Origin of the sequence: Pseudomonas inefficax (assembly GCF_032164165.1) — a bacterium.
In the GTDB taxonomy this organism is placed as follows: domain Bacteria; phylum Pseudomonadota; class Gammaproteobacteria; order Pseudomonadales; family Pseudomonadaceae; genus Aquipseudomonas; species Aquipseudomonas inefficax.
This window is the reverse complement of sequence record NZ_CP134401.1, coordinates 5,825,406-5,851,435: the sequence shown is the minus strand read 5'-3', so window position 1 is coordinate 5,851,435 and position 26,030 is coordinate 5,825,406. Positions and strand designations below refer to the sequence as shown.

Below are 26,030 nucleotides of genomic sequence, written 5' to 3'. Positions count from 1 at the left end.
CAGCCGTGCACGCCTGCCCTCGCGCCTTGCATCATGCGGCACGCAAAGCGGCACAGTGCTTGCGTCGTGGTCATCGACCTCGGGTTTTCCGGGGTATATCCCCCAACATCGGGGGTACCACGAAGAGGCGACCGACATGCGTGGACTCATTCTCGGTTTGATCTGGCTGGTGGCAGGTGCTGCCCAGGCCGATGTGTACATTTCCATCGACGCCAAGGGCAGCTACATACTGACCAACGTCCATCGACCGGGGCGCCTCTATGAAACGGTGATCAGCGAGCCGAAGGCCCAGGCCGGCCCGGCCAACGCGCAGCTTATCACCGGCCGCCCCTATGCCAAGCTGGTCGCCGCCGCGGCGCGTACCCATGACGTCCCCCCGGCGTTGCTGCATGCGGTGATCAAGGCCGAGTCCGGCTACAACCCCAAGGCCCGTTCGCCGGCGGGCGCGGTGGGGCTGATGCAATTGATGCCGGATACCGCCCGCGAGATGGGCGTGGAAAACCGCCTGGACCCGGAAGACAATGTGCAGGGCGGGGCCCGCTACCTCAAGCGCATGCTCGACTTGTTCGACAATGACATTACCCTGGCCGTGGCGGCCTACAATGCCGGCCCCGACGCGGTACTGCGCCGTGGTGCGGTACCGCCATTCGCCGAGACCCGGCGCTATGTGCCCAATGTGCTGCGCGAGTACCGCAGGTTGCAGGGATTGGTGGGGGATTAGCCTTTATAACTGCCTTTAAATGCTGGCGCGGTCGCTGTGGGAGCGGGTTTACCCGCGAAGAATGCGACGCGGTGGATGGCACCGGCTGCGCCGGTGTTCGCGGGTAAACCCGCTCCCACAGGGGGCGTGGGGGCATTTGGATTTTTGAAGGCAGGTGCATTCACCGCAATGACAGAAACAATACCCTTCGGCGGATGCCACCAAGCCGACCCGATGGTTTCCCCAACTCTGGGCTATAACCTTCTGAAGGTGCCCAGTTGTGGAGTCCGTCATGGACATCGCCCCTCGTTCCGACGCTATTGACGTACCCGCCGGTAACGAACTGGCCACCCCACGCAAGCCGTTCAACCTGCTGCGCTGGTACGCCTGGGTCAGCCTGGCCATCATCCTCTCGGTAGCGGTAGGGCTGGGGTTGATTTCCAGCCGTTTCATCATCGACGAGAGCATCGAACGCGATGCCTTGCTCACCGCACAGTTCATCACCTCCATCGCCGATGCCGAAGTGCGCCATGTGTCGATCCCCAATGTGCGCACCATGGGTGAACTGCTCGACCCGCGCATCGACCGCGCCAACCTGCTCGACGTCGACCCGGACGCCCGGCGCAGGGCGCGTGGCGAGTTTCTCGACCACATCGCCCACCTGCCCGACATGCTGCTGGCCAACATCTATGCCCCGGACCGTACGGTGATCTGGTCCAGCAACCCCGCACTGGTCGGCAAGCTGATCGAAGGTGATGACGACCTGGAGCAGGCCTTCGAGTACAAGATGCGAGTCTCGGCCAGCTACCACAACTTCGAGCAGGCCCGCGCCGAACAGAAGTTCGTCACCCCACCCGAGCAGTTGTTCATCGAGAACTACATTCCACTGTTCGATGCCGATGGCGAGCAGGTCACGGCGATGGTCGAGATCTACAAGGAGCCCCATGACCTGATCGTGCGCATCGAGCATGGCCTGATCCTGATCTGGCTGGCGATCACCGTCGGCGCCGGGCTGGTCTATATCGGCCTGTACGGCATCATGCACCGCGCCGCACGCCTGCTGTCGGTGCAGCAGAAGCGACTGATCAGCAATGAAACCTACGTGGCACTGGGTGAGGTGTCTTCGGCGGTGGCCCACAGCCTGCGCAACCCGCTGGCCAGCATCCGCTCCAGTGCCGAGCTGGCCCAGGCATTCGACGATGGCCCGGCGCAGCGCAATGTCAACGATATCATCAGCCAGGTCGACCGCATGTCGCAGTGGATCCGCCAGATGTTGCAGTCGTTGCGCCCGCTCAACGATGAGGCAGTGGCAGTGGATTTGCCGCTGGCATTGCAGGAAAGCCTGCAGACCTACTCGGTGCCGCTGGCGCGCGGCGGAGTGAGCCTGGACCTGCAACCTGTACCGGCGGTTCAGGTGTTGGGGCACCCGGTGTTGCTGCGGCAGATTTTCAGCAGCCTTATCGCCAACGCCCTGGAGTCGATGGAGCATGGGGGGCGGTTGCGTGTCGAGGTGGTGCGTCATGACCGGCGTAACCTGACCCTGCGCCTGTCCGACAATGGCAAAGGCATGAACGAAGAGCAGCAGCGCATGGCCTTCCGGCCTTTCTTCACCACCAAGCAGGGTGGGCTGGGCGTGGGCCTGGTGTTGGTGAAACGCATCATGGAGCGCTTCGGTGGTGGCGTGCGGCTCAGTAGCAGTGAAGGCCATGGCACCAGGGTTTCGCTGAGTTTCCGGCTGGTCAAATGATGCTATTTTGGATTAGAAAGATGAGTTAACTCATTGTTTATAAAGGGTGTTGTCTTGGTTTGGGTGTAAATCCCCAAATGTGGGGGATTAACCTCCATAACGATTCAAGAAGATTCGGTAACTACATGATTTATAAGAATTAGTTAGATAGGGCGGTTGGCTGGTAGGGTTCTTGCAACGTGGGAGATGGAGCGCAATACACGACAAGTGGCAGCTGCGGCTGCACGGGTGGAGTGCTATCAATTGGCTACTGTTCGTCGCCTTGAGGCTTTTCTGAACGGACGTCCTGCGCGGGAAGCACGCGATGCAGATGCTGGATAATGAAGTTGCCGACAAGGCCAGTACTAGCGCCAGCGGTGTGGCGGTGCCATTGCGCGAATTCAATCTGCTGCGCTGGTTTTCGGTTATCAGCCTGCTGATCATCGCCTCGGTGGCGGGCGGGCTGGGTTATGTGTCGACGCGTTTCGTGGTGCGTGACAGCGTCGAGCGCGATGCCATGCTCACCGCCCAGTTCATCCAGGCCATGGCCCAGGCCGAAGTGCGCCATTCGCAGTTGCCACCCGGCACAACCATGGGCGAGTTGCTTGACCCGCGGCTGGACCAGCAGCATTTGCAATTCACCCCGGAGCTGGCTGAATCGACCCGGGTCGAGTTCCTCGACCATGTCGACCACCTGCCCGACACCTTGCTGGCCAACGTCTATGCACGTGACCGAACCATCGTCTGGTCGACCAACCCGGAGCTGATCGGCAAGCGCATCGAGGCCGATGGCGACCTCGACCGCGCCTTCCACTCGCGCAAGGCAGTGTCGGCCAGCTACCACCAGGCCGATGATGACCGTGAAGAGCAGAAGTTTCAGCGTGAACCGCGCTACCTGTTCATCGAGAACTACATCCCGCTGTTCGACAGCCAGGGCGAGCAGGTGCTGGCCATGGTGGAAATCTACAAGGAACCGCAGGATCTGGTTCGGCGCATCCAGCGCGGCTACGTGTTGATATGGGCATCGACCCTGGTAGGCGGGGCGCTGGTCTACTTCGGCCTGTTCTGGATAGTGCGCCGCGCGGCGCAGCTGCTGCACCTGCAGCAGGACCGGCTGGTTGCCAGTGAAACCTATGTGGCCCTGGGCGAGATGTCCTCGGCGGTGGCCCATAGCTTGCGCAACCCGCTGGCGAACATTCGCTCCAGCGCCGAACTGGCCCAGGAAATCGCCAACCCCGCAGCCCAGAAGAACATCACCGACATCATCAGCCAGGTCGACCGCATGTCGCGCTGGGTGCGTGACCTGCTGGTTTCGCTGCGCCCGACCAGTGACGAAGCCGAGGCCGTGGACTTGGTGACCGCCATCGAGGACACCCATTTGGCCTTCGCCCAGCAGATCGAACGCAACGGTGTACGCTTTTGCTACGAAGGCCCCGGGTCACAATGGGTGGCCAGCCAGCCCCTGCAGCTCACGCAGATTCTCAATACCCTGTTCTCCAATGCCCTGGAAGCCATGCCTGAAGGCGGCATGCTGCGCGCCCAGGTCAATGTGCAGGATGGGCAGCGTGCCGAGTTCGTCCTCAGCGATACCGGCAAGGGCATGAGCAACCAGCAGGAGCGGATGGTATTCAAGCCGTTCTACACCACCAAGCAGGGTGGCCTTGGCGTAGGCCTGGCCCTGGTCAAACGCATCATGGAGCGTTTTGGCGGCTCGGTCAGCCTGAGCAGCCGCGAAGAGGAAGGAACCCGCGTCAGCCTCATATTCAATATCGCAGCGGGAGGGGACCATGGAGCACAGCATCCTGGTAGTCGAGGATGATGAAATTCTCGCCGACAACATTCGCACCTACCTTGGCCTCAAGGGCTTCGAGGTCACCGTGTGCCACAGTGCGGAGCTGGCGCTGGAGCAGATCAAGCGGGGCCAGCCCGATGCGGTGCTGACCGACAACTCGCTGCCGGGCATGAGCGGGCACGACCTGCTGCGTACCTTGGTGGCGCAGGTGCCGGACCTGAAAGTGATCATGATGACCGGCTACGGCAATGTGGAAGATGCCGTGCAGGCAATGAAGGAAGGCGCCTTCCATTACCTGACCAAGCCGGTGGTGCTGGCCGAGCTCAAGCTGACCCTGGACAAGGCGCTGGCTGCCGAGCGCATGGAGCGCACGTTGTCGTTCTACCAGGAGCGCGAGGCGCAGAAGTCCGGGTTGCAGGCGTTGATCGGCGAATCACCGACGATGCTCACGCTCAAGCACACCCTGCGCCAGGTGCTGGATGCCGAGCGGCGCATGGCCAGTGACGACTTGCCACCGGTGCTGATCGAAGGCGAGACCGGTACCGGCAAGGAGTTGGTCGCCCGCGCCCTGCATTTCGACGGTTCGCGCAGCAAGGGGCCGTTCATCGAATTCAACTGCGCCTCGATCCCGGCCAACCTGCTGGAGGCCGAGCTGTTCGGCCACGAGAAAGGCGCCTTTACCGATGCCAAGGAGCGCCGGGTGGGCCTGGTGGAGGCTGCCGATGGCGGCACCTTGTTCCTCGACGAGATTGGCGAGATGGACCTGGTGCTGCAGGCCAAGCTGCTCAAGTTGCTGGAAGACCGCAGTATCCGCCGGATCGGCGCGGTGAAGGAGCGCAAGGTCGACCTGCGGGTGATCAGCGCTACCAACTGCAACCTGGAACAGATGGTGCAACAGGGCAAGTTCCGCCGCGACCTGTTCTTCCGCCTGCGCATCATAGCCCTGAAGGTACCGCGCCTGTACGCCCGCGGGCAGGACGTGCTGCTGCTGGCGCGGCATTTCCTGGCTCATCATGGGCGGCGTTATGGCAAGCCGAACCTGCGCTTTTCCGCCGAGGCGGAAAACCTGATGCTCGGTTACAGCTGGCCAGGCAATGTGCGCGAACTGCGCAACATGCTGGAGCAGACCGTGCTGCTGGCACCGAACGAGGTGGTGCAGGCGCACCAGCTCAACCTGTGCATGACCCTGATCGACGAGCCGCTCGTGCAGCAGGCGACGCCTGCAGTGTTCGAAATGCCCCGGCACGAACCCGAGCCCGGCACCAGCCTGCCGGACATGGAGCGCGACCTGGTATGCAAGACCCTGGATCGCACGGACTGGAACGTGACCAAGTCGGCTCGCATGCTCGGGCTGTCGCGGGACATGCTGCGGTACCGGATCGAGAAGCTGGGGCTGACCCGGCCGGACAAACGCCAGTGGTGAGCAAGGGGCTTGCGGGAGCGGTATTGCCTCGAGGTTGTCGCTGTACCTGTAGGAGCGGCCTTGTGTCGCGAAAGGGCTGCAAAGCAGCCCCAGCAATTTCAACTGTTGCGCATCAATCCTGGGGCCGCGTTGCGGCCCTTTCGCGACACAAGGCCGCTCCTACAGGGATTGCGGCAACTTTTAGAATTTGAGGGCATTGATCAACGCTGATTATCGGCTTCCCCCTGCCGCCCGGTACCTTCCGAACCACTGCCATCCATCCCCGGCAAATCCCGGTTGTCATTCTGTTCAGCTGGCGGGCTGTCCGGGTCGTTGCCTTGTATGCGCGGGTCGGTGTCCCGCGGCATGGGCTTTTCGATCGGGTTGAGGGTACTGTCCGCACCCGGCTTGGGCGCTGGGTTGTGCGGGTCGTCGGGGTAGGTGGGGCCGGTGCCGGCAGCCATGGCAAATGGCGCGGCGAGCAGGGCAATCAGCAGGATGCTTGAACGGGGCATGGCAGACTCCTTTGCTTCGGGCAGGGCTGATACTTCCCTTCGGCCCTACCCGAAGCTTCAAGGTGCCATTACCCCGATCAACGGTTACACCACCAGCGACAGCAACATGATGAAGATGATGCCGACGATCGACAGGATGGTCTCCATCATGCTCCAGGTCTTGAACGTTTCCGCCACGGTCATGTTGAAGTACTGCTTCACCAGCCAGAAGCCGGCGTCGTTGACATGGGACAGGATCAACGAACCGGCGCCGGTGGCCAGCACCAGCAGTTCACGGTTGACCCCCGGCACCAGGTCGATCACCGGTGCCACGATGCCCGCGCCGGTGATGGTGGCAACCGTGGCGGAGCCGGTGGCGATGCGGATTACCGCCGCGACCAGCCAGGCCAGCATGATGGGCGAAATCTCCGCCTGCACGGCCATCTGCCCGATCACGTTGCCCACCCCGGTGTCTACCAGCATCTGCTTGAAGCCGCCACCTGCACCCACGATCAGCACGATCGCCGCAGTCGGTGCCAGGCTCTGGTCGAGCATCTTCATGATCTGCTGGCGGTTGAAGCCACGGGCCGAGCCAAAGGTATAGAAGGCCAGCAGCAGGGCAGCGAGCAAGGCGGTGATGGGGTGGCCGATCAGGTCCATCCACTGGCGCACGATATGCTCGGCCGGCAGTACCACGTCGGCGAAGGTCTTCAGCAGCATCAGCACCACCGGCAGCAGCACGGTGATCAGAGTGATGGTGAAGCTCGGCAAATTGCCCTGGTCGGACTCCTTGGCGATCTGATCCATCAACTCCTGGGACGGGGTGCCCGGGATGTAGCGGGAAATGAAGTTACCGAACAGCGGACCGGCGATGATGGCGGTAGGCAGCGCCACGATCAGGCCATAGAAGATGGTCTTGCCGATGTCGGCGTGGAAGATGCCGATCGCCAGCAGCGGGCCCGGGTGCGGGGGTACCAGGCCGTGCACCACCGACAGGCCGGCCAGCAGCGGAATGCCGATCTTGATCAGCGACACGCCTGAGCGCCGGGCGACGATGAACACCAGCGGAATCAGCAGCACGAAGCCGATCTCGAAGAACAGCGGGATGCCGACCAGGAAAGCGGCGAACATCATCGCCCAGTGCACGTTCTTCTTGCCGAAGGCTCGAATGAGCGTTTGCGCGATCTGGTCGGCCCCTCCGGAGTCGGCCATCAGCTTGCCAAGCATGGTGCCCAGGGCGAGCACGATGCCGACGAAGCCCAGAACGCCGCCGAAACCGTCCTGGAACGACTTCATGACCTTGGCCACCGGCATGCCGGAGGTCAGACCAAGGAAGCCGGCCGCGATGGTCAGGGCGACGAAGGGGTGGACTTTGAAATGGGTGATCAGCAGGATCAGCCCGACGATGGTAACCAGCGCGTCGAGCAGCAGGAAGGTATCAGTAGCCAGTCCGAACATGGTTTGAAGGCCTCGGTCTTATCGTTGTTTTGGCGTAGCTTTTTTGCAACTTTGCTTGCGCTTGCGGGGCAGGGTAGCGCTGTCTTGGGTGAGCCGAGAAAGCCGCCGGGGTCAGGCGGTTTGTGCCAGGCCCGGCTCACCGCGGCCCTTTAGCCAGCGGTCCACCTCATCAGCAAGCGCTTCGATGGGCTTGGTGGCGTCAAGCGCGATAGTCAGCGGTTCGCCGTGTGGCGGCTCCAGGGCAGCGAACTGGCTGTCGATGAGGCTCGCCGGCATGAAATGCCCTGGGCGGGCCAGCACGCGTTTTTCCGCCTCGGCGGGTGACAGCTCGAGGAACACGAACACCAGCCCGGGCATGGCACCGCGCAGGGAGTCGCGATAGCGGCGCTTGAGGGCCGAACAGGTCAGGATTGGACGTTCCCCGGCCTGGGTCGTGGCTTGCAGCTCCTCACCAAGACGCACCAGCCAGCCAGCACGGTCGCTGTCGTCCAGGGGGATGCCAGCGCTCATCTTGCGGATGTTTTCGGCAGGGTGGAAAGCGTCGCCTTCGATCAGGCGACCGCCGCTTCGGGCGGCGATGGCAGCGCCGATGCAGCTTTTGCCGCATCCGGCCACGCCCATCACCACGATGGCGGACAGGGGAGAATTCATCAGTACCTCCTGCGGGGGAGATAGCGCTGTCTCGTCGTCGACGAACAGCCTCCTCCCCGGTGTTATTGATCTTGTCCTTACGCAGTATGGACGCTTGGCGGCGAGCGCGCGGTGGCTGCTACCAAAGATTACATTGCCTGCGTCCTGAGACAGCGCTACCTTAGTGGCCGTTCCCTCTCCTTGCAAGTAGTAAAATTACAACATCCATGTCTCGCACCGGCTCCCGTACCACAGGTCGTCCCACCCTGGCAGAAGTCGCCAGGCTTTCCGGGGTTTCCCCGATTACCGCCTCGCGCGCCCTGCGTGGGGTGAGCACGGTTGCGCCGGCGCTGGTGGAAAAGGTCGTTGCTGCCGCGGCCAGCCTCGGCTATGTGGCCAACCCGGCAGCTCGCGCCCTGGCGTCGGCGCGCAGCCAGTCGGTGGTGGTATTGATCCCGTCGCTGTCCAACCAGTTGTTCATCGACACCCTGGAAGCCATTCATGAGGTCATGCGCCCACGCGGGCTCGAGGTGCTGATTGGCAACTATCACTACGATCTTGCCGAAGAAGAGAACCTCATCCGCAATTACCTGGCCTACCAGCCCTGCGGCATGCTGTTGACCGGTTTCGAGCGCAGCGAGGCATCGCGGCAGATGCTGGCGGCCAGTGGCGTACCCTGTGTGCACATGATGGAACTGAATGGCGAGGCCGGGGCGTTGTCGGTCGGCTTCTCGCAGCAGCAGGCCGGGCGTGCCGCGGCCCGCCACCTGATCGAGCGCGGGCGCAAGCGCCTGGCGTTCATTGCCGCCCAGCTCGACCCTCGGGTGATGCAGCGTGCCGAAGGGTTCCGCCAGGCGTTGGCCGAGGCCGGCTTGCAGGCGGCCGAGCTGGAAGTGCTGGCGCCGGAGCCGTCTTCGATTGCCTTGGGCAGCGCGTTGTTCAGCCAGCTGTTGCAGCAGGCGCCGGATGTGGACGGTATCTTCTTCTGCAACGACGACCTGGCCCAGGGCGCGGTGCTGCAGGCATTGCGCCAAGGGGTGGAGGTGCCTCGGCAGGTGGCGATGGTCGGTTTCAACGACCTGCCAGCTTCGGCGCACATGGTGCCGCGGCTGACCTCGATTCGCACGCCTCGGGCCGCCGTAGGGCGCGGTGCGGCGCAGGCGCTGCTGGCGTTGCTCGATGGCAAGCGGGTACCGAATGCGCAGCAGGACCTGGGCTTCGAGTTGATGGTGCGGGAGAGTTCCTGAGCCCGGGCGCTTGCCCATCCCGGTCAAGAAGCGCGCTCCGTACTACGAATGCAATAATTACAAGGTGATAGCACTGTGCTTGCATGGCGCTAACGGCGATCTATGCTCAGGACACCGCGCATACAGGAGCCCGGCGTCATGTTCGATTTCCACCGCAAGTCCGATCTGGTCGAAATCCAGCGCAGTCATGAGGCCTTGGCCAGCTTGCAGGCCAAGCTGGCGGCGATCAGCCGCTCCATGGCAATGATCGAGTTCACCCCCGACGGCACGATCCTCGATGCCAATGAGCGCTTCTGCCAGGCCATGGGCTACAGCGCCGAGGAGTTGCGCGGCAAGCACCATCGGCTGTTCTGCGATCCGGGCTACGCGAAGAGCGCCGAATACCAGCAACTGTGGCGTGAACTGGGGCAGGGCAAGGCCATCAGCGGTACCTTCGAGCGCATCGACAAGGCCGGCCGCGAGGTCTGGCTGGAAGCCAGCTACATGCCGGTAATGGACGAACAGCGCCAGGTCACCAGCGTGATCAAGGTGGCATCCGACATCAGCCAGCGAGTGATGGAGGAGCACGAGAGCGAAAGCCTGCTCAAAGCCATCAGCCGCTCCATGGCGGTGATCGAATTCACCCCGCAAGGCCGGGTGATCAAGGCCAACCAGAACTTCCTCGACACTATGGGCTATCGTCTGGAGGAGGTGGTTGGCCGCCATCATGGGCTGTTCTGCCTCGCGCATGAGCGCGAATCAGCCGACTACCGCGAATTCTGGGCTTCGCTCAACCGCGGCGAATACCATTCGCACCGTTTCGAGCGCGTCGACAAACATGGCCGGACGGTCTATCTGGAGGCTTCCTACAACCCGATCTTCGACAGCAAGGGCCGCTTGTACAAGGTAGTGAAGTTCGCCAGCGACATCACCCGCCAGGTCAGCACCCAGCAAAGCGCTGCCGATGCCGCCCATGCCAGTTCGGTGCAGACCGATGCCTGCGCGCGCAAGGGCACCGAGGTGGTACAGCAGGCGGTACAGGTGATCGAGCAGATTTCCCATGAGCTCAACGACGCGGCACGCAGCATCGATGCGGTGAGCAAGCAGTCGGATGTGATCGGGCAGATCGTGCTGACCATCCGTGGCATTGCCGACCAGACCAACTTGCTGGCTTTGAACGCGGCCATCGAGGCGGCTCGCGCTGGCGAGCACGGGCGCGGTTTTGCCGTTGTGGCCGACGAGGTGCGCAACCTGGCGGCGCGAACCAGCAAGGCCACCCTGGAGATCGTCGATGTGGTGCGACAGAACCACGACCTGTCGCTGCTGGCCGTGGCCAGCATGCAGTCGAGCCTGAAGCGTACCGGCCATGGTGTGGCGCTGGCCAACGAGGCCGGCACGGTCATCATGGAAATTCAGCAGGGTTCACGGCACGTGGTAAACGCCATCAGCCAGATCAGTTCGACGCTGCAATTGCATTGAGCGCATCGCCCAACTCGTCCAACAGGGTCTGAAGGCTGGCCTGCAATTGCAGGCGCAGGTCAACCGTCGGCAGACCTTGCTCGTGGGCCTGCTCGATGGCTTCGCAATCGTTGACCAGCGTGCGTACCTTGAGCATCTTCGCACCGCCCTTGATCCGGTGAGCCAGGGCACGCACCGCCTCGTCGGGGGCGTCTGCCGCCAGTGCACGCAGGGTGCCCAGGTCTTCGCTGACGCTTTGTGACAACTGTTCCAGCAAATGTCGAGTCAGTTGTTCGTCGTCCTGGGTCAGGTGGCGCAACTCGCCCAGGTTGAACCCGGTGGCGCGCCGCGCTGGCGGCTGTTGCCGGGGGTTAGCGTGGGGAAGGTGGGTCTTGAGCGTACGCAGGCTAATCGGTTTGAACAGGCATTCGTCCATGCCACTGGCCAGGCAGCGGGCACGCTCCTCGGCTTGGGCGTTGGCGGTGACGCCGAGAATGTGGCAGGCCGCCAGGCCGCGTTCGCCCTCCAGGCTGCGGATGCGGCGGGTCAGTTCGTGGCCGTCCATGACCGGCATGCTGCAGTCGGTGATCACCAGGTCGAAGCGCGCGGCCTGCCAGCGTGCCAGGGCGATTTCCCCGTTCTCTGCCAGCGTAACCCGATGCCCAAGGTTATGCAGTTGCCGCTCCAGTAGCAGCAGGTTGGCGGGGTAGTCGTCGACTACCAGTATGTTCAGCGGGCTGTCGCTGTTCTCCAGCACCGGGTCGTGCTGTTCGGCCTGTTCCGGTGCTGAGCAGGCGGGCAGTTGCAGGCTGACTTGCACCTTGGTGCCAACCCCTTCGACGCTCTGCAAGCTCAAGGTACCGCCCATCAATTCGGCCAGGGTGCGGCTGATGACCAGGCCCAGGCCGGCGCCCTGGCGTGCCCGGGGGCCGTCGGCCTGGACGAAGGCGTTGAACAGCCGGGCCTGGTCGGCAGGGCTGATGCCGATGCCGGTGTCTCGCACATTCAGTTCCACTGCCAGGCTGTCAGTGTCGCTGGGCGAGGGCAGCAGCAGGCTGGCCTGGACTTCACCGCGCTCGGTGAACTTGATGGCGTTGCTGATCAGGTTGGACAAGACCTGCTTGAGCCGCAGCGGATCAGCCAGCACCCAGACCGGCGCAGCGGGCAGCTCGCTGTGCAAGTGCAGGCCTTTGGCCCGTGCGTTGCCTTCGAACACCCGCACGGTGGCGCGTAGCAGTTCGACCAGGTTGGTGGGCACCGGCTGCAGGGTGATGTGTCCGGATTCGATACGGGAAATGTCGAGAATGTCGCCAATCAGCTCAAGCAGGCCGATGGCCGAATCGTGGGCGGTCTGCAAGGTCTGGGTGTCGCAGCGGCCGCTGCGGCTGTCTTCCAGGGCCAATTCCAGCAGGCCGATCACGGCATTCATCGGGGTTCGGATTTCATGGCTCATGGTGGCCAGGAAGGTGCTTTTGGTCTGGCTGGCCTGTTCGGCGTCATCCTTGGCCTGGCGCAACTGCTCGAGCAGGCCGCGGCTAAGCGCCAGCTGCGCTTGCAAGGCATGCTGGGCTTCGGTGCGCTGGTTGATCAGCTTGCGCAGGTAGCTGTTCCAGAACACCACCCCGGCCAGCAGCAAGGCCGACAGCACCAGTACCTGCAAGGCCAGGGTACGGTAGTCGCGCCAGGGGCTGTCACTGACCAGGGTGGTGGTGCGCCAGCGGTTGATCAACTGGTCCAGCTCTTCGGGTGGGATGCTCAGCAGCGCCTTGTCGAGGATTGCCTGCAACTGCGGCTGGTCCGCGGCCACGGCGAAGGCGGCGATGGCCGGGTCGTCGTCGAGCACGCTGGCAATGCGCAGGCGGTCCTTGAACACATGGCTGATGTAGTAGGCGGCATTGATATGGCTGCTCAGGGCGACGTCGGCGGCACCGTTGGCCACGGCCTCCATCAGGCCGAGCGGGTTGTCCACCTCGACCATCCTGGCCTGCGGGTAGCGTTGTTGCAGCACGGCCCGTTGCGGCGAACCGCGTACCACGGCGATGCGCATGCCATCCAGCGCCATGGCCTGCGGCGGTGATGCATTGTCGCCACGGGTGACCAGCACTCGCGGGCTGACCAGGTAGGGGCGGGTATAGCGCAGTTGTTTCGAACGGTCTGTGCTGTAACCCAATGCGCCGATCATCTGCGCATCCCCGCGCGCCAGGCGCTCGATCATTGCCTGCGCCGACGGGCTTTCAACCGGCTTGAAATGCAGCCCCGTGCGCAGCGAGATCTGCTTGAGCAGCTCGAGGGTGATGCCGCTGGGGCGGTGCTTGGTGTCGTTGAAGGTCAGTGGCGCCAGCGAAGTGTTGACCAGCACGCTGACGTTGGGGTTGGCAGCTATCCAGGCTTCTTCTTCGGCGGTCAGGGCGGTGAGGTGGCGCTGCAGCAGCAGGCTGGTGTTGCCACTGCTCCAGCGGCGCAGGATATTCAGGCGTTCGCTTTCGCTGATACGCGCCAGCGCCTTGTTGACCAACTGTTGCAGGCGCGGGTTGTCACTGGCCATGGCAAAGGCAAACGCGCCAGGGGCAACCTGACAGAAGTGGTCGATCTTCAGTGTGCCCTGATAACTCTTGCCAATCGCGAAGTCGGTACTGATGGCATCGCCCAGGTAGGCGTCGGCCTCGCCCAGTTCGACGGCGGCCAACCCGGCCAGGGTCGAGCGATACAGGCTCAATTGTGCCTTGGGGTACAGGCTGCGCACGCTGCTGGCCGGCAGGTAATGATCGACCATGGCCAGGCGCAGGCCGGCGAGGTCGGGGGTGTTCTTCAGGCTGCGCCCCTCGCGGGTGACGATGACTGGCAGATCGTCGGCGTAGCTTGAACTGAGGCTGAGCTGGGCATCCGCTGCCTCGAAGGCGTTGGAGCTGCCCAGCAGGTCGATACGGCCGTCGCGTAGCGCAGCGATGGCTTCGTGGCGGCTGTCGAAGCGTCGTACTTCGATGGTGGTACCCAGCTGTTCTGCGATGATGCCAGCGTAATCGGCGCTGAGGCCTTCGTAGTCGTGCTGGCTGACATTGATCTCCAGCGGCGGGTAGTCGGGGCGCGAACTGCCAAGTACCAGGTGCTGGCGTTGCTGTAGCCAATGCCGCTCTTCGCTGGACAGCGCAAGCGGGGCCGCGGCGCTGACCGAGCGTGCCAGCAATTGGCGAGGTTCGCTGTTTGCCAGCAGCGCGCCGGAACCGGCCAGGCCGATGACCAGCAGGGCGCTTGCCAGCAGGCGCTTCATTGTCATCGAGCGCTCAGTAGACGCTGTTGCGCTTGGCCAGGTCGACCATTTCAACCAGTGATTCGGTCTTGAGCTTTTCCATGATGCGGCCCCGGTAGGTGCTTATGGTCTTGGCGCTGAGGTTCATGCAGGTGCCGATATTCTTGTTGTTCTCGCCGCGCGCCAGGCGCCGCAGCACCTCCATTTCCCGGTTGGACAGGCTGGACAGGCGCACTGGCTCGCTTTCCAGCGAGTTGCTATTGACCGACATCTGCGGGAAGGTCGAGTAGCCCTTGACGAGCGCTTTAAGGGCAAACAGCAACGCCTCGTGGTCTTCTTCCTTGGTGACAAAAGCGCCGATGCCAGCATCCAGGCAGCGCCGCACATACAGATCGGTGGCCTGGCCGGTCAGCACCATGATCTTGGGCGCCGGCTCCAGGCATTGCAGGCGCTTTATCACTTCCATGCCATCCAGGCCGGGCAGGCCGATGTCGAGAATTACCACATCCGGTCGCAGGTCGCGGGCCACCTGCGCCACCTCGCTGCCATTGCCGACCTCGCCGACAACACGGAAGCGCTCGCGTTCGAGCAACATGCGCAAGGACAGCCGGACGATGGGGTGGTCGTCGACGATCAGCACGGTAGTCATGAAGAAAACTCCTGTGAGGATGTGGTCCGCTTCCTGGATCACTCAGGAATACGTCTGCAAGTGGGGTTATCGGAAGCGCTGCACGATACGACCATTCCCGAAATTTGGTAATGCCGAGTATAGAAGTGTTGAAAGTCCACGTGCTTGCTGTTGAAAAGTCCTACAAAAAGTGGGAAAGACATCACCCTGGCAAAGCGGCGATGCCTGTTTTTGTAGTCGTCATGCGCAGGCGGAGTGTGATTTGCTCACGCGCTGGGTTGAGGCGGGGTTGTTGGCCAGTGCCTGGCCGACCCGTGTCGGGCGTGCCACCAGCTGGCCGGTGCAGTTCGGGCAGCGGCCCTGGAAACGTGTTTCCGCGCAGGTGCGGCAGAAGGTGCATTCGAAGGAGCAGATCAGCGCATCGGGGCTGTCACCCGGCAGGTCGGTATCGCAGCACTCGCAGTTTGGGCGTAGGTCCAGCATGGGCATGACTCCTGTTTGCAGGCGGGAAACCGGAGTCTGCTACGCCTGCGGCGAACCTGGCAATGCTCAGTCGCCAGGCCGATACAGGTGGGCGTGCCCGGCGCGATACAAGGCCGACTCGGCAAACGGTGTGTCGCCCAGCACATGGCCCACTAGGATCAGCGCCGTGCGCCGGAAATCCTTGGCCGCGACGCGTTCCACGATATCGCCGAGGGTACCGCGCACCCAGTCCTGGTCCGGCCAGGTGGCACGATGCACCACCGCCACCGGGCAGTGCGTGCCGTAGTGCGGCAGCAGTTCTTCGACGATACGCGACAGGTGCTTGACCCCCAAGTGAATCGCCAGGGTGCTGCCATGGCGCGCCAGGTCGCCCAGCTGCTCGCCGGGCGGCATCGGCGAGCTGTCACCATAGCGGGTGAGGATCACGGTCTGAGCTACTTGGGGCAGGGTCAGTTCGCAGCCGAGCAGGGCGGCGCTGGCCGCTGTAGCGGTGACCCCGGGGATGATCTGGTAATCGATGCCCAGCGCTTGCAGATGGCGGATCTGCTCGCCGATGGCGCCGTACAGGCTGGGGTCGCCACTGTGTACCCGAGCCACATCCTGGCCTTGCTCATGCGCACTGCGCATGGCGGCGATGATTTGCTCCAGGTGCAGTTCGGCGCTGTTGATCACGGTCTCGGCCTGGTGGCCCTCGAGCACGGCGGCCGGCACCAGCGAGCCGGCATAGATGATCACCGGGCACTGGCGGATCAGCCGTTGGCCCTTGACCGTGATCAGTTCCGGGTCGCCGGGGCCGGCGCCGATGAAGTAGACCGTCATGGAAAGTCCTTGCAGGAAAGAGGGGGAAACGTTCAACAGGCCAGGGCGAGGGTAGCCGGGCCCAGTACCTGGCGCGTCAGCAGCAACCTGGCGGTGCCAACCCGCTGGCTGGCCAGGGCCAGTGCCGCACTCTCCGCCACGCCCCAGCAGCCACAGTGGGCATGGGCAGCGGCGGAACGGTGGCTGAGTCGGGGTTCGTAGGGTTGCAACTGCGCGGTATCGTACAACACCAAAGGCAGACCGAGGCGTTCGGCCAGTTGCTGCAAGCCGGGTTCGTCGGCCTTCAGGCTGATGCTGGCGATGCCTTGCAGGTCGGCCAACGCCAGGCCCTGGTTGGCCAGGGCCTGGCGTAGCAATGTTTCCAGCGTATCCGCCGGGCAACCCCGGCGGCAGCCGAAGCCAGCGTAAAAGGCAGGCATCAGGCCTGATTGGAGCGCCGGAACAGCCAGGCGCTGAGCAGGCCCAGGGCCAGCCAGAAGGCGGCGTTGGTCAGCCAGGAGGCCACTTTGAACTGGGTTTCCAACGCTGCGGGGGCAAGGCTTTCGTGCACCTCGGGTTGCGGCGCACCGATCACATGAGGAATGACCAGCAACACGGCGCCAAATGCCTTGAGCAACCAGTGGCGGGCGAACACCAGCAGGGCCAGGCCCAGCGCGGTGGCGCTGGCGGTGCCGACCCACCAGGCCTGGCGTTGCCCCAGGTCGGCGGCGGCAGTACCTGGCAATTCCGGCGGCAGGCCCAGGGTCGGGGCCAGGCAGAACACTGCGAAGCCGGCCAGGCCCCATAGTGCACCGGTGCCGGCACGCTTGGGTTCGCGCAGGCTGTACAGGGCGGTGAGGATCAGGGCGAAGCCGACCGCGACCACCAGGTTGCCGCCAGTGGTGGACAGCACCCGCTGCCAGCCGTCTTCCGGCGACCAGGCTTCGGCGCTGTGTTCATGGGCTGCCACTTCGCCGGCATGCTCGTGCTGGCCGACCGGGGCTGCGGACTCGTAGGTTTCTGCCTCGAGAATCAGCGGGGCGACCCAGAAGCTTTGCAGCAGGGTCAGCAGCAAGGCCGCCAGCAACCCGCTGAAGCCCGCGGTACGGGCAATGCGTGTGATCATCGGGCGTACTCAGTGGCAGGGGAAGGCGGCGCTGTGGCGGGTGTCGTGGGCGGCGTTGTGCACGGCCTCGATGTGCGAGAAGCCAGCGAAGTACACCAGGCACAAGCCCAGCAGGCTGGCGCCGACGGCGATGACGACACGCTGGCTGAGGGTAACGGGGGTAGTAATGCTGTGTTGCTTGGTGCTGGTGACGGGCATGACGCGTTCCTCTGCTTTTTGTGGGCAACGGGCAAGCGCGGCAGCCCCGAGCGTGGCAGCCCAGGGGAATGCAACAGCGCCCGCCCACCGCGGGGTGTTCATGAACGCCAGGCCGGTCTCCGGGCTTGCGAGGAGGAGCCAGGCTCCTGGAAGGCGTCACCTTCCCATGCCGGGTGATCGGGCACAGTGGTACAGACGCTTCGCTCGCTTACCGTTGCGGGGGCAGCACCGGCCTTGTCCGGCCCTGCTGGAGGGCCTGGGACGCACCGGTTTCCCGTTTCACCCCCATTGGGGGCACCTGAACGCGAGGCATAAGGAGACCATGGGGCGGGGCTGCCGTCAATTGCCAGAATCGAGTTTGCCGGCGCCTCGGCTACTCCGCACCCACAGGGATTGTGAAGCGGACGCAAAGCGCTCCCGGTCAGCCCCGGGCAAACGCCGCCAGCTTGTCCCCATCCAGCCGGTAACGCACCCACTCATCCTGCGGCTCGGCACCCAGCTTCTGGTAAAAGCCGATCGCCGGCTCGTTCCAGTCCAGCACGCTCCATTCCAGCCGCCCACACTTGTTCGCCACCGCCTCGCGGGCAATGTGCTGCAGCAACTGCCGGCCGGCGCCGTCGCCGCGTTGCTCAGGAGTGATGTACAGGTCTTCCAGGTAGATACCGTTGCGGCCTAGCCAGGTCGAGTAGCTATAGAAATACACGGCGAATCCGATTGCCCGGCCATCGCGTTCGCAAATCAGGCTGTGCACGGTGCTGCCCTCGTCGAAAAGGCTGTGCTCGATATCGGCAACGCTGGCGATTACCTCGTGGCGGGCGCGTTCGTACTCAGCCAGTTCGGTGATGAAGGCCAGGATCTGCTCGGCATCGTTGCGAACGGCAGGGCGAATGGTGAGGCTCATGGTGACGGCTTCCTTGGTCTGGGAGTAGCGGTACAGCGATGTGTATCTACACAATTTAGTGAAACTGTACCGGTTGTAGAGGAGGGGACTCCGTTAGTGTGACAGCACCCATAACGAAAGTGGAATGCCTGCCATGCTTGCCTCTGCCGACCTGCTGACCGCCTTCGTGCTGTTCGCCTTCGTGTCTTCCATCACTCCTGGCCCCAACAACACCATGCTGTTGGCCTCGGGTGTCAATTTCGGCGTGCGCCGCTCCATTCCCCACGCCATGGGTATCAGCGTCGGTTTCATGGTCATGGTGCTGGCCGTTGGCCTGGGCCTGGGGGAGGTGTTCAAGGCCTGGCCGGTGCTGTACACGGTATTGCGCTACACCGGCGCCGCCTACCTGCTGTACCTGGCCTGGAAAATCGCCACCTCCGGGCCGGTCGGCACCGCTTCGTCCAGTGCCCGCAAACCGCTGGGCTTCTGGGGCGCGGCGGCATTCCAGTGGGTCAACCCCAAGGCTTGGGTGATGGCAGTGGGGGCAATCACCACCTACACGCCGGCGCAAGGCTATGTGACCAACGTCATTGTCATTGCCGCCTTGTTCGCCCTGGTCAACCTGCCGAGCGTTGGGGTATGGGTGATGTTTGGCAGTGCCCTGCGCAACCTGTTGCAGAACCCGCGTTGGCTGATGCTGTTCAATGTCCTGATGGCCTTGTTGCTGGTGATTTCACTGTACCCGCTGCTGTTTGTAGAATCGGCATTTTCCTGACCCCGCGAGTACAGTAAGCCGATGCAGTTGATCCCCTGGTCCCACGAATGCGCCGAAGGTTTCACCCTGCGGGGCTGGCGAACCCCGGCCAGTGGCAAGCCGTTGCTGCATTTCCTGCACGGCAACGGCTTCTGCTGCCTGGCCTACCAGCCATTGCTGATGCGGCTGGGCGAACATTTCGACCTGTGGCTCAGCGATGTCCAGGGCCATGGTGACAGCGACCATGGTGGGGTGTTTCGTGGCTGGAACCGGACCGCTGCGCTGGCGGTGGACGCTTTCGCAGCCGGGCGAGGCGAGTATGGCGACGTGCCGCGCTTTGCCGTCGGGCACAGCTTCGGTGGCGTGCTCACCGGCCTGATCCTGGCCAGTGAGCCGCAACTGTTCACGCGTGCCGTGCTGCTTGACCCGGTACTGTTCAGCCGGCGCATGCTGGGTGTGATGGGCGTGGCGGCTCTGGTCGGCTTGCACCAGCGTCATACGCTGGCGCGCAAGGCTGCCACCCGTCGCAGCCACTGGCCCGACCGCGAGGCAGCCCTGGCTTCGCTGCATGGGCGGGGTATCTTCAAGGGCTGGACCGATGAGGCGTTGCGGGCCTACGTAGAGCATGCCATCGGCGACTGTGGCGAAGCGGTGGTGCTCAAGTGCCGGCCCAGCCGCGAAGTGGAAATCTTCAGTTCGTTCCCCAAACGCATGTGGGCGAGCCTGGCGGCGATCCGCACGCCCACGCGGGTGCTTTACGGCGAGCACACTTACCCCTTCGTGCCCCATTCGGTGAACCGCCTGGCGGCGCTCAACCCTCATGTCAGCGGCAGGCAGGTTGCCGGCGGGCATTGTTTCATGCAGGAAGACCCGGTCATGGCTGCCGAACAGGTGCTCGGTTTCTTGCAAGGCTGACTGTTCCATGGGTGGAACGATGAATGCCAAACAAGCCTGCTACCGCCTGATTGGCATCATTGATAAGGTTATCTCAACCAAGAGAGGAGCCTTCTCATGAAAACGATTCTGGGTATTCACCGCAGCCCTCACGCCCACTGGGTAGGTGATGGGTTTCCGGTGCGCAGCCTGTTCACCTACGACAACCTGGCCAGCAAGATCAGCCCGTTCCTGCTGCTGGACTATGCCGGCCCTCACGACTTCACCCCCACCAGTGCGCGGCGTGGCGTTGGCCAGCATCCGCACCGCGGTTTCGAAACCGTGACCATCGTTTACCAGGGCGAACTGGAGCACCGTGACTCCACCGGCGCTGGCGGCTTGATCGGCCCAGGTGACGTGCAGTGGATGACTGCTGCCAATGGCATCATCCATGAAGAGTTCCATTCCCCAGGCTTCGCCCGCACTGGCGGTACCCTGGAGATGGTGCAGCTGTGGGTCAACCTGCCGGCCCGGGACAAGCGCGCAGCGGCTGGCTACCAGACGCTGCTGGCCGAGGACATCCCGGTGGTGGCGCTGGAGGGCGAGGGCGGCAGCCTGCGAGTGATTGCCGGTGACTATCGTGGGCATTCAGGGCCGGCGCAGACCTTTACCGCCATGGATGTCTGGGACCTGCGCCTGAATGCCGGTGCAGCCTTGCAGTTGCCGGTTGCCGCCGGGCGCAATGCGGCGCTGGTGGTGTTGCGCGGCAACGTGCGGATCAACGGCGAGCGCGAAGCCGGCCCATCGAGCCTGGTGCTACTTGACCGCGCCGGTGAGGATGTAGCCGTCGAAGCACTGGAAGGCGCCAGCCTGCTGTTGCTCAGCGGTGAACCGATCGACGAGCCGATCGTGGGTTATGGCCCGTTCGTGATGAACAGCCAGGCAGAAATTGCCGAGTCGTTCGACGACTTCCATGCCGGGCGGTTCGGGCAGATGCAGGATGCACGGGACGGTGCGGCGCATTGATCCTGGTTGATTGAATGGCTTGTCCGGCCTTATCGCCGGCAAGCCAGCTCCCACAGGCACAGCATTGCTCTCTAGGGTGTCGCTGTACCCAGCTCCCAGGCACAGCTTTGCTCTCGAGGTTGTCGCTGTACCCAGCTCCCACAGGTACAGCATTGCTCTCGAGGTTTTCGCTGTACCTGTGGGAGCTGGCTTGCCGGCGATAGGGCCGGTACAGGTACTACATTTGCTGGCATGATGCAGCCATGCCCAAGCTTACAGCCCTGCACGCCGTGCGCCGATCATTGCCCACCCCTGGCCGCCACACCCTGTGGCTGCGCTACCATGCCCCTTACCACTGGCCCTCGACCCTGGCCTTCCTCTCTGCCCGCTGCATCCCCGGCATCGAGACCTGTCTCGACGGCACCTACCGCCGTACCTTGGTAACTGCCGGCCGCCACGCCGTGTTGCACGCTACCCCTTCGGGCAGCCAGTACCTGCGGGTCTGCCTTGAAGGCGTCCCGACCCGCGCGCTGCCCGGCCTGATCGCAAGGCTGAGGCGGTTCTTCGACCTCGATGCCGACCCCGCGCGCATCACTGCCGAACTGTCTCGCGATCCACTGATGGCCCGCCTGCTACAGGAACGCCCCGGCCTGCGCGTGCCGCAAGGCTGGGACGCTTGCGAGCAGGCCATGCGCACTGTGCTGGGCCAGCAGGTCAGTGTGGCCGGGGCCATTACCTTGGCCGGCCGCCTGGTGCACCGCTATGGCGTGCCCTTGCGTTTGCCCGCACCGGGCCTGAGCCACGTGTTCCCGGCGTTACCGGTATTGGCGGCTGCGCAGTTCGTTGGCATGGGCATGCCGCGGGCGCGCGCCGCCACTCTGGGTACGCTGGCCAATGCATTGCTCGCCGAGCCGGGGTTGCTCCGCCGCGGGCAAGTGCTGGATGAACTGCTGCGCAACCTGTGCCAGATCAAAGGTATCGGCCCGTGGAGCGCGCATTACCTGGCGTTGCGCCAGGCCGGCGCGGCCGATGCCTTGCCGCTGGGCGACGTGGCGCTGATCAAGGCGTTGCGCCTGCTCGAAGGCGACGACGCCCAACTGGCGCAACGATCCCTGGCCTGGCGACCGTGGCGGGCCTATGCGGCGCAGCATCTTTGGGCATCGCTGGGGCCTGTCGGGACCGCTCGTCGCTAAGTCTGCCAGTGCGTTCGAACGCGCGGCCTGCCCAGGCAATCTTCCACTAAGGTGCTAGAGGATTCGCTGCATGCTCATTGCCCAGGCGCATGGATGCCTGCCCCGGCATGCGCAATATCAATTGGCGCCTCGCCCGACAAAGGCGTACTCACACAACAGGCCATCCCAAAGAGAGGGTCGTACCATGTCGTTGATAGGAGTTTCGATGCTAGAAATGCGGCAGATGATCGAGCAGGCCTGCCTGCCCGACCGTTGTGAAGTCAGCTGCACGGACGGCGCCAACCTGACCATCCGCCTGGGTCAGGGCCAGAGTCTCGAGGAGGGCGTGACCCTGAGCGGGGTCCCCCTGCAAAGCCTCAACAGTTGCCGCGACCTGGTCAACCTGGTGGGGCAGCTGCATGCGCTGCGTGACAGCCACCCGGCGCCACTCAAGGCGATCGCCTGAGGCGTCTGCCGCGCCCCGGTCAGCCCAGGCTGGCCGGGCGCACATATTCCGGCATCAGGCCGTTGAACCAGAACAGGATCATCGCCACCAGGATGGTCACCAGCAGCAGTAACCCCACCCCCCACACGCAGGTTGCGAACAGCATGGCCTGTTCCTTCTTCAGTCTCAGGAAGGTCTGCAACCCACCATACAGCAACACGCTGGCATACGCCGAGGCTGCCAGCAGGGCCGCCAGCGCCAGCCAGCGGATCGGCAGCAGGCCGACCACCCCGGCAAAGAACCAAGGCGTGGCGCAGTAGGCGGCAAAGCCGATGCACTGGTTGAGGCTGGGCTGTGCATCGAAACCGCGCGACATCCAGCGGATCATCATGCCCATCAACATCACCCCGACGACCGTGGTGGCATACAGCAGGCCCGCCAGTTGCGCTGCGCTGGCCATGCTCAGGCGTACGCGTTCCTCGGCCGCCAGGCTCCAGCCAAAGGTGGTGGTGCCGACGAACAGGCACACCGCGGGGATCAAGGCCAGGGCCAGCAGGCGCGGCAGATATTGCTGCGGGTGGTCTTCCTCGGCCCGACGAATTTCCAGCCAGGCGTCGGCGGGGTGAGTGAAGAGCTTGAGCAACGGGCTGTTCATTGGCGTTCTCCGTTTTCCGGCAGGTCTGGGCCCTTTTGCTATGGAGACATGCCGCGCCGTGCGGGTTCAGCCGGGTTGATCGCCGTTGATCGTCTTACAGCAGTTCCAGCAGCAGGTTCAGGCCGCCATCACCGCATTTGCCTTGATCGCGGACCACACCGTGGTAGCTGCGCCCGTCCCAGACGAAGGCCACGCTGTGGGCACGGTCGACCTTGTCGGGCAGCGGCGGGCAAATGTGCAGGCGCAGGCCTGGGCGGCCTTGCAGGTTGAGGGCCGCGAGCTGGCATTGGCACTCCACGCTTTGTGCCACCGGGCCGAACAGGGTATCGCGTACGTAATCGAGTTGTACTGAGGCATTGGGCGCGCGGCAGGGCATTTTCATCGGCGCGCGGCTCCGCTGTGAGGGGGCGGGAAACAGGGCTGGCAGGGCATGGCGAGCTCCAGGCTGAAGAAGGCGTGGCTTATCGTTTGAAGCTTGCCTGGCCAAGATGTTCAACGCGTTTCATGCGCGTTCATCATTTTTTGCGCCGGGTGGCCGGCCGTTGGTCCGGTTCAGCCACCGGCCTTGCGCAAGGTCAGGTTGATCCGCCGTTCACCCAGGCGCGGATGCACGCCAGGCTTGATCGGGAGCACGCCGTGAAAGCGCAAGCGGTCTTCGCCGCCCCAGACCAGCACATCGCCATGGTTCAGCGGGATGCGCTGGGTCTTGTCGGCGCGCTGCAATCCACCGAACAGGAACACCGCCGGCAAGCCCAGCGAAACCGACACGATCGGCTGGCCGAAGTCCTGCTCGTCACGGTCCTGGTGCAGGCTCAGGCGGGTGCCCGGCAGGTAGTGGTTGACCAGGCAGGCATCCGGTACGAAACCGTCGAACCCGGCCATGGCAGCGGCGCGGGCGGCCAGCTCGAGCAACACCGGGGGCAGGGCGGGCCAGGGTTTGCCACTGAGCGGGTCGCTGGGGCTGTAGCGGTAGCCGTGTTCATCACTGACCCAACCCAACGTGCCGCAGTTGGTCAGCCCTACCGCCATGCGCAGGCCACCCGGGGTATGCATGTGCCGGAACGGCGCGGCACGCAGCACCGGGCGCAGGGCATCGAGCACGGCCTCGATCTCGGCCAGGGCGAAGCCGGGCAGCAGCACGGTGTGGCTGGCCAGGCGTTGCGGCTGGGAGCCGAACAGGTCGAGGTCGGACTGGATCATGGGATTGGGTATCGGCTTTGGCTGGGGACCATTGTAATGCGCTTGGCAGGTTTGGCCTATTCGCGGGCATGCCCGCTCCCACAGGGTTGGCGCAGGCTTTGATGGCAGTGGGGTACCTGTGGGAGCGGGCGTGCCCGCGAACAGGTCGGCAAGAAAACGCCGTTCTGACAGGAATAAAAAGGAACCGCGGCACCAGGGAGAGGAGCACCGCGGTTCAAGGGGGGAGCGATCTATTGCTGGGTCACAGTGGCCACGTTCGCGCTACCCAGCTGGGTAATGGTCGCGGTCTGGGTGACACCGCTCTGGTCGACATACGCCTTGTTGCCCTGGCCTCCCTGGGTCACGTAGGCGATGTTGTAGCTGTCAACCTGCTTGATATTGGCTTCGTTGCCGCCACCGTACAGCTGATTGGTGTAGCTCTGGTTGCTGTAGCCGGACTGGTCCAGGTTGATGACGTTGCCGTTGCCCTGGCTGTTGCCATAGGCATAGTTTTCGGTGCCACGCTGGTCGGCGATCAGGATGTTGTCAGTGCCGTTCTGCTCGAAGTACAGCTCGTTGTTCATGTCGGCCTGCTTGGTCTCCATCTGGTTGCCGGTGCCTTTCTGGGTCAGCGTCGCCAGTTGGTTGTCACCGTTCTGGGTCAGGTTGACGCCGTTGCCATTGCCGTTCTGGTTGATGGTGGCGTTCTGGTTGGTACCGAACTGGCCGCCCATCTTGGCGCCTTTCCAGTTGCTGGCGGTGACGCTGTTGCCATTGCCCTTGGTGTTGATGGTCAGGTTGAGGTTTTCACCGTTCTGGTAGGTGAAATGCAGGTTGTTGCTACCGGTCTGGGTGATGGTGGTGGTCGAGTTGTTGGTTTCGAACTGGTCCGACCAGCTGGCGTTGGCCGTGCCCTGTTGCGACAGGCTGACCGTGTTGTTGGTGCCGAAGCTCTGGTCGATATAGCCTTCGTTCAGCTGGCCGGACTGGGTCACCGATGCCTGGCTGGCGGTCTGGTTGTCCTGCCACACTTCCACCGAGTTGCCGCCACCGTACTGGCCAATGCCGATGGCGCCGCCGGTGCCGTCGCGCTGGTCGCCATACGCCCAGTTGCCCTTGCCCTCCTGGTAGACCTGGATATCGCCATCGACGTAGTTCAGGTGCTCGGCGGCGGCGTAGTTGTCCTGGCCGACCTGGTTGATGCTGCTGCGGTTGTTGCTGCCACCAAAGGTCTGCTCGATGAAGGCTTCGTTGCGCTGGCCGGATTGCCAGGTGGTGGCCTTGCTGCCTTCCTGGCTGTCCTGCCACACGGTCGAGGCGTTTTCGGCGCCTTGCTGGGTTTGCAACGCTTGGTTGCCCAGGCCCAGCGACTGGCTGGCGAATGCATCGTTGTAGCTGCCACCGGCATGCTGGGTGATCTGGCTGCCGTTCTCGAACAGCTGGTCGGCGTAGCCTGCGTTGTACTGGCCGTTGGCGCTCTGCTGGATATCGCTGGTGCTCTCCGACTGCACCGCAAGGTGGTTGTTGCCCTTGCCGGTCTGGGTCTGGGTGGCCGAGGCGAATGGCGCCAGTGACTGGCTGACCTCGGCGATGTTTTCCTTGCCGTCCTGGGTCTGCGACGAGGTGCTGTCAGCAGCCATGGCCTGACCTGCAAGGGCCAGGACGATGGCGGCACTTAACGGAGCGAGCTTGTACATGGGG

26 protein-coding genes, 1 pseudogene and 1 riboswitch are annotated in these 26,030 nt (G+C 63.7%); of the genes and pseudogenes, 12 read left to right on the top strand and 15 right to left on the bottom strand.

Annotation, left to right across the window (positions count from 1 at the left end):
- Positions 1 to 136: 136 nt before the first annotated feature.
- From RIN61_RS26395 to RIN61_RS26380, 4 genes are all read left to right on the top strand, one after another.
- Positions 137 to 721 carry a lytic transglycosylase domain-containing protein gene (locus RIN61_RS26395; RefSeq protein WP_112252474.1) on the top strand — a complete coding sequence of 195 codons (585 nt, stop codon included), beginning with the start codon at positions 137 to 139 and terminating at the stop codon, positions 719 to 721.
- A 271-nt stretch (positions 722 to 992) separates the two neighbouring features.
- Positions 993 to 2,447: a sensor histidine kinase gene (locus RIN61_RS26390; RefSeq protein WP_313855080.1), complete on the top strand. Its 1,455-nt coding sequence runs from the start codon at positions 993 to 995 to the stop codon at positions 2,445 to 2,447.
- A gap of 304 nt (positions 2,448 to 2,751) precedes the next feature.
- Positions 2,752 to 4,245 carry a sensor histidine kinase gene (locus RIN61_RS26385; protein WP_207878529.1) on the top strand — a complete coding sequence of 498 codons (1,494 nt, stop codon included), beginning with the start codon at positions 2,752 to 2,754 and terminating at the stop codon, positions 4,243 to 4,245.
- Positions 4,214 to 5,641 (top strand): sigma-54-dependent transcriptional regulator, encoded by a 1,428-nt coding sequence (locus RIN61_RS26380; RefSeq protein ID WP_112252470.1) that lies wholly within the window; start codon positions 4,214 to 4,216, stop codon positions 5,639 to 5,641. Before RIN61_RS26385 ends, RIN61_RS26380 begins: the two co-directional genes overlap by 32 nt.
- A gap of 200 nt (positions 5,642 to 5,841) precedes the next feature.
- Here the strand turns inward: RIN61_RS26380 and RIN61_RS26375 are convergent, their stop codons facing one another.
- The 3 genes from RIN61_RS26375 to RIN61_RS26365 all read right to left on the bottom strand — a co-directional run bounded on the left by RIN61_RS26375 (position 5,842) and on the right by RIN61_RS26365 (position 8,223).
- On the bottom strand, positions 5,842 to 6,135 hold the full coding sequence (locus RIN61_RS26375; protein ID WP_112252469.1) for a hypothetical protein: 294 nt from the start codon (positions 6,133 to 6,135) through the stop codon (positions 5,842 to 5,844).
- 84 nt (positions 6,136 to 6,219) lie between these two features.
- Positions 6,220 to 7,572, bottom strand: a complete 1,353-nt coding sequence (locus RIN61_RS26370; RefSeq protein ID WP_112252468.1) for a GntP family permease — start codon at positions 7,570 to 7,572, stop codon at positions 6,220 to 6,222.
- A gap of 111 nt (positions 7,573 to 7,683) precedes the next feature.
- Positions 7,684 to 8,223 carry a gluconokinase gene (locus RIN61_RS26365; protein ID WP_112252467.1) on the bottom strand — a complete coding sequence of 180 codons (540 nt, stop codon included), beginning with the start codon at positions 8,221 to 8,223 and terminating at the stop codon, positions 7,684 to 7,686.
- Between the two features lie 206 nt (positions 8,224 to 8,429).
- On the opposite strand from RIN61_RS26365, the gene RIN61_RS26360 reads away from it, so the two are divergent.
- The 3 genes and pseudogenes from RIN61_RS26360 (at position 8,430) to RIN61_RS26890 (ending at position 10,907) form a co-directional block, all read left to right on the top strand.
- The gene (locus tag RIN61_RS26360; RefSeq protein ID WP_112252466.1) at positions 8,430 to 9,449 is read left to right on the top strand and encodes a transcriptional regulator GnuR; all 1,020 of its coding nucleotides are present in this window, start codon (positions 8,430 to 8,432) and stop codon (positions 9,447 to 9,449) included.
- A gap of 102 nt (positions 9,450 to 9,551) precedes the next feature.
- Positions 9,552 to 10,370 (top strand): annotated as a pseudogene (locus tag RIN61_RS26895) (PAS domain-containing protein); the annotation flags it as partial.
- A 42-nt stretch (positions 10,371 to 10,412) separates the two neighbouring features.
- Positions 10,413 to 10,907, top strand: a complete 495-nt coding sequence (locus RIN61_RS26890) for a methyl-accepting chemotaxis protein (protein WP_258392824.1) — start codon at positions 10,413 to 10,415, stop codon at positions 10,905 to 10,907.
- Here RIN61_RS26890 and RIN61_RS26350 read toward each other — a convergent pair.
- The 8 genes from RIN61_RS26350 to RIN61_RS26315 all read right to left on the bottom strand — a co-directional run bounded on the left by RIN61_RS26350 (position 10,882) and on the right by RIN61_RS26315 (position 18,267).
- Entirely contained in the window at positions 10,882 to 14,154 is a 3,273-nt protein-coding gene (locus RIN61_RS26350; protein ID WP_313857704.1) for a transporter substrate-binding domain-containing protein, read from the bottom strand. The two genes, RIN61_RS26890 and RIN61_RS26350, sit on opposite strands and share 26 nt — an antisense overlap.
- Before the next feature lie 13 nt (positions 14,155 to 14,167).
- A complete protein-coding gene (locus tag RIN61_RS26345; RefSeq protein WP_015270527.1) occupies positions 14,168 to 14,782 on the bottom strand; it encodes a response regulator transcription factor in 615 nt (204 codons plus the stop codon).
- Between the two features lie 219 nt (positions 14,783 to 15,001).
- Entirely contained in the window at positions 15,002 to 15,244 is a 243-nt protein-coding gene (locus tag RIN61_RS26340; protein ID WP_013972792.1) for a DUF1272 domain-containing protein, read from the bottom strand.
- Between the two features lie 66 nt (positions 15,245 to 15,310).
- Entirely contained in the window at positions 15,311 to 16,063 is a 753-nt protein-coding gene (gene cobM, locus RIN61_RS26335; RefSeq protein WP_024087197.1) for a precorrin-4 C(11)-methyltransferase, read from the bottom strand.
- A gap of 32 nt (positions 16,064 to 16,095) precedes the next feature.
- Positions 16,096 to 16,482: a cobalamin biosynthesis protein gene (locus RIN61_RS26330; RefSeq protein ID WP_112252462.1), complete on the bottom strand. Its 387-nt coding sequence runs from the start codon at positions 16,480 to 16,482 to the stop codon at positions 16,096 to 16,098.
- Positions 16,482 to 17,168 (bottom strand): CbtA family protein, encoded by a 687-nt coding sequence (locus RIN61_RS26325; RefSeq protein ID WP_112252461.1) that lies wholly within the window; start codon positions 17,166 to 17,168, stop codon positions 16,482 to 16,484. Before RIN61_RS26325 ends, RIN61_RS26330 begins: the two co-directional genes overlap by 1 nt.
- A 9-nt stretch (positions 17,169 to 17,177) precedes the next feature.
- Positions 17,178 to 17,366, bottom strand: coding sequence for a CbtB domain-containing protein (locus RIN61_RS26320; protein ID WP_207878541.1), 189 nt, complete (start codon positions 17,364 to 17,366; stop codon positions 17,178 to 17,180).
- Between the two features lie 93 nt (positions 17,367 to 17,459).
- Positions 17,460 to 17,683: riboswitch (cobalamin riboswitch) on the bottom strand.
- Between the two features lie 104 nt (positions 17,684 to 17,787).
- Positions 17,788 to 18,267 (bottom strand): GNAT family N-acetyltransferase, encoded by a 480-nt coding sequence (locus tag RIN61_RS26315; RefSeq protein ID WP_112252460.1) that lies wholly within the window; start codon positions 18,265 to 18,267, stop codon positions 17,788 to 17,790.
- A gap of 124 nt (positions 18,268 to 18,391) precedes the next feature.
- On the opposite strand from RIN61_RS26315, the gene RIN61_RS26310 reads away from it, so the two are divergent.
- The 5 genes from RIN61_RS26310 to RIN61_RS26290 all read left to right on the top strand — a co-directional run bounded on the left by RIN61_RS26310 (position 18,392) and on the right by RIN61_RS26290 (position 22,516).
- On the top strand, positions 18,392 to 19,021 hold the full coding sequence (locus tag RIN61_RS26310; RefSeq protein ID WP_181457345.1) for a LysE family translocator: 630 nt from the start codon (positions 18,392 to 18,394) through the stop codon (positions 19,019 to 19,021).
- Between the two features lie 21 nt (positions 19,022 to 19,042).
- Positions 19,043 to 19,915, top strand: a complete 873-nt coding sequence (locus tag RIN61_RS26305) for an alpha/beta fold hydrolase (protein ID WP_112252459.1) — start codon at positions 19,043 to 19,045, stop codon at positions 19,913 to 19,915.
- 96 nt (positions 19,916 to 20,011) lie between these two features.
- The gene (locus RIN61_RS26300; protein WP_313855068.1) at positions 20,012 to 20,899 is read left to right on the top strand and encodes a pirin family protein; all 888 of its coding nucleotides are present in this window, start codon (positions 20,012 to 20,014) and stop codon (positions 20,897 to 20,899) included.
- A 242-nt stretch (positions 20,900 to 21,141) separates the two neighbouring features.
- Positions 21,142 to 22,071, top strand: coding sequence for a DNA-3-methyladenine glycosylase family protein (locus tag RIN61_RS26295; RefSeq protein ID WP_313855066.1), 930 nt, complete (start codon positions 21,142 to 21,144; stop codon positions 22,069 to 22,071).
- 184 nt (positions 22,072 to 22,255) lie between these two features.
- Positions 22,256 to 22,516: a DUF1652 domain-containing protein gene (locus RIN61_RS26290; RefSeq protein ID WP_112252456.1), complete on the top strand. Its 261-nt coding sequence runs from the start codon at positions 22,256 to 22,258 to the stop codon at positions 22,514 to 22,516.
- Positions 22,517 to 22,535: 19 nt separating this feature from the next.
- Here the strand turns inward: RIN61_RS26290 and RIN61_RS26285 are convergent, their stop codons facing one another.
- The 4 genes from RIN61_RS26285 to RIN61_RS26270 form a co-directional block, all read right to left on the bottom strand.
- Positions 22,536 to 23,150, bottom strand: a complete 615-nt coding sequence (locus RIN61_RS26285; protein ID WP_112252455.1) for a Yip1 family protein — start codon at positions 23,148 to 23,150, stop codon at positions 22,536 to 22,538.
- 94 nt (positions 23,151 to 23,244) lie between these two features.
- A complete protein-coding gene (locus RIN61_RS26280; protein ID WP_085624798.1) occupies positions 23,245 to 23,532 on the bottom strand; it encodes a hypothetical protein in 288 nt (95 codons plus the stop codon).
- Between the two features lie 170 nt (positions 23,533 to 23,702).
- Positions 23,703 to 24,350, bottom strand: a complete 648-nt coding sequence (alkB, locus tag RIN61_RS26275) for a DNA oxidative demethylase AlkB (protein ID WP_112252454.1) — start codon at positions 24,348 to 24,350, stop codon at positions 23,703 to 23,705.
- Between the two features lie 230 nt (positions 24,351 to 24,580).
- Positions 24,581 to 26,026: a curlin gene (locus tag RIN61_RS26270; RefSeq protein WP_207878551.1), complete on the bottom strand. Its 1,446-nt coding sequence runs from the start codon at positions 26,024 to 26,026 to the stop codon at positions 24,581 to 24,583.
- Positions 26,027 to 26,030: the final 4 nt, after the last annotated feature.

Bases quoted from the DNA above. Each gene is read 5' to 3' on its own strand.
- RIN61_RS26395 (WP_112252474.1), top strand. From the start codon at position 137: ATGCGTGGACTCATTCTCGGTTTGATCTGGCTGGTGGCAGGTGCTGCC.
- RIN61_RS26390 (WP_313855080.1), top strand. From the start codon at position 993: ATGGACATCGCCCCTCGTTCCGACGCTATTGACGTACCCGCCGGTAAC.
- RIN61_RS26385 (WP_207878529.1), top strand. From the start codon at position 2,752: ATGCAGATGCTGGATAATGAAGTTGCCGACAAGGCCAGTACTAGCGCC.
- RIN61_RS26380 (WP_112252470.1), top strand. From the start codon at position 4,214: ATGGAGCACAGCATCCTGGTAGTCGAGGATGATGAAATTCTCGCCGAC.
- RIN61_RS26375 (WP_112252469.1), bottom strand. From the start codon at position 6,135: ATGCCCCGTTCAAGCATCCTGCTGATTGCCCTGCTCGCCGCGCCATTT.
- RIN61_RS26370 (WP_112252468.1), bottom strand. From the start codon at position 7,572: ATGTTCGGACTGGCTACTGATACCTTCCTGCTGCTCGACGCGCTGGTT.
- RIN61_RS26365 (WP_112252467.1), bottom strand. From the start codon at position 8,223: ATGAATTCTCCCCTGTCCGCCATCGTGGTGATGGGCGTGGCCGGATGC.
- RIN61_RS26360 (WP_112252466.1), top strand. From the start codon at position 8,430: ATGTCTCGCACCGGCTCCCGTACCACAGGTCGTCCCACCCTGGCAGAA.
- RIN61_RS26350 (WP_313857704.1), bottom strand. From the start codon at position 14,154: ATGAAGCGCCTGCTGGCAAGCGCCCTGCTGGTCATCGGCCTGGCCGGT.
- RIN61_RS26345 (WP_015270527.1), bottom strand. From the start codon at position 14,782: ATGACTACCGTGCTGATCGTCGACGACCACCCCATCGTCCGGCTGTCC.
- RIN61_RS26340 (WP_013972792.1), bottom strand. From the start codon at position 15,244: ATGCTGGACCTACGCCCAAACTGCGAGTGCTGCGATACCGACCTGCCG.
- cobM (WP_024087197.1), bottom strand. From the start codon at position 16,063: ATGACGGTCTACTTCATCGGCGCCGGCCCCGGCGACCCGGAACTGATC.
- RIN61_RS26330 (WP_112252462.1), bottom strand. From the start codon at position 16,482: ATGCCTGCCTTTTACGCTGGCTTCGGCTGCCGCCGGGGTTGCCCGGCG.
- RIN61_RS26325 (WP_112252461.1), bottom strand. From the start codon at position 17,168: ATGATCACACGCATTGCCCGTACCGCGGGCTTCAGCGGGTTGCTGGCG.
- RIN61_RS26320 (WP_207878541.1), bottom strand. From the start codon at position 17,366: ATGCCCGTCACCAGCACCAAGCAACACAGCATTACTACCCCCGTTACC.
- RIN61_RS26315 (WP_112252460.1), bottom strand. From the start codon at position 18,267: ATGAGCCTCACCATTCGCCCTGCCGTTCGCAACGATGCCGAGCAGATC.
- RIN61_RS26310 (WP_181457345.1), top strand. From the start codon at position 18,392: ATGCCTGCCATGCTTGCCTCTGCCGACCTGCTGACCGCCTTCGTGCTG.
- RIN61_RS26305 (WP_112252459.1), top strand. From the start codon at position 19,043: ATGCAGTTGATCCCCTGGTCCCACGAATGCGCCGAAGGTTTCACCCTG.
- RIN61_RS26300 (WP_313855068.1), top strand. From the start codon at position 20,012: ATGAAAACGATTCTGGGTATTCACCGCAGCCCTCACGCCCACTGGGTA.
- RIN61_RS26295 (WP_313855066.1), top strand. From the start codon at position 21,142: ATGCCCAAGCTTACAGCCCTGCACGCCGTGCGCCGATCATTGCCCACC.
- RIN61_RS26290 (WP_112252456.1), top strand. From the start codon at position 22,256: ATGTCGTTGATAGGAGTTTCGATGCTAGAAATGCGGCAGATGATCGAG.
- RIN61_RS26285 (WP_112252455.1), bottom strand. From the start codon at position 23,150: ATGAACAGCCCGTTGCTCAAGCTCTTCACTCACCCCGCCGACGCCTGG.
- RIN61_RS26280 (WP_085624798.1), bottom strand. From the start codon at position 23,532: ATGAAAATGCCCTGCCGCGCGCCCAATGCCTCAGTACAACTCGATTAC.
- alkB (WP_112252454.1), bottom strand. From the start codon at position 24,350: ATGATCCAGTCCGACCTCGACCTGTTCGGCTCCCAGCCGCAACGCCTG.
- RIN61_RS26270 (WP_207878551.1), bottom strand. From the start codon at position 26,026: ATGTACAAGCTCGCTCCGTTAAGTGCCGCCATCGTCCTGGCCCTTGCA.